Annotated in this window: 1 protein-coding gene and 2 pseudogenes; all 3 read left to right on the top strand. The window is 64.9% G+C overall.

What is annotated here, in order from left to right; genetic code table 11:
* Positions 1-235, top strand: a pseudogene (locus tag XH79_RS06875) (hypothetical protein); the annotation flags it as partial.
* Entirely contained in the window at positions 216-473 is a 258-nt protein-coding gene (gene tnpB / locus XH79_RS06870; RefSeq protein WP_271581161.1) for an IS66 family insertion sequence element accessory protein TnpB, read from the top strand. The pseudogene XH79_RS06875 and the gene tnpB, both read left to right, overlap by 20 nt.
* 195 nt (positions 474-668) lie before the next feature.
* Positions 669-1,070 (top strand): annotated as a pseudogene (locus XH79_RS06865) (IS66 family transposase); the annotation flags it as partial.

The raw sequence follows: 1,070 nt of genomic DNA, 5'->3' as shown, positions 1-1,070 counted from the left end.
TGGCCAGCCGGAGGCGCCGATTGCGCCAGCCTTTGTTCCGGTTCGCGCGCCGTCGCCGTCGCCAACTCGATCTGCTGGCGCGATCGCGGTTTGCGCGACGGAGCGATCCTGTGCAGGGCGGCTGACGGCATCGATGCCCAACGGCGTGACGCTTTCGCTGGAAGGCGGCGACGCGCAGTTGCTGTCGGCGGTGATTGAAGCGCTGGGGCGTTGCGATGTTCCGGCTGGCGTCTGATCTTCGGGTCTACCTTCACCGCGAACCGATTGACTTCCGGGCGGGCATCAACAGCCTGGCGATCGTGGTCGAGCAGTCGATGGGGCTGGATCCGTTCCAGCGCGCGGTGTTCGCGTTCTGCAATCGTCGCCGCGACCGGATCAAGCTGCTGATTTATGACCGGTCAGGATTTTGGATGCTGCTGAAGCGGCTGGAGGCCGACAGATTCCACTGGCCCCGAAGTCAGGAGGCGGGCTGACGCTGACGACGGAGGAGCTGCACTGGCTGCTTGACGGCATCAACATCGCGGCGGTGCGTCGTCATCCGGTGCGGCAATATCACAGCGTGGGCTGAGCGTGTTCGATGCGGGCGGCGTCATCAGCGCTATCGGATGACGCCGCCCACCGCATGGAACTCGGTTGACGCGGCGGCATGACTTCGATTCAAGACTACGATGAGTCGCAGGCCCACGACGCACGAGCTGGAAGCCTTGATCGCGGCGCACGCGGCCGAGCTCGCGGCGCTGAAGGCGGAGAACGAGAAACTCGCGCAACGCGTCCTGCATCTTGAGGAGCAGTTGCGCCTGGAGCGCTTGCGCCGCTACGCGCCGAAGAGCGAAAAGCTCAAGGAGCGCATCTTCAACGAAGCCGAGCAGGCCGCCGCTGAAAGCCGGGACGACGACGATGTCGAGGCGGTCGCCGTGCCGGACACGGGATTGCCGGAGGCTCCAAAGCCGGCACCGAAGACACGCGGCCGCAAGCCGCTGCCTGATGATCTGCCGCGCCAACGCGTCGAACATGATCTGGGTGAGGATCAAAAGGACTGTCCGTGCTGCCACAATCGGATGCATCGGATG

The sequence above is a fragment of the Bradyrhizobium sp. CCBAU 45389 genome (assembly GCF_028128625.1).
Lineage (GTDB): Bacteria > Pseudomonadota > Alphaproteobacteria > Rhizobiales > Xanthobacteraceae > Bradyrhizobium > Bradyrhizobium liaoningense_B.
This window is presented reverse-complemented; position numbering and strand designations above follow the sequence as displayed.

Excerpts from the sequence above, each read along its gene's own strand:
- tnpB (WP_271581161.1), top strand. The coding sequence starts at position 216 with ATGTTCCGGCTGGCGTCTGATCTTCGGGTCTACCTTCACCGCGAACCG.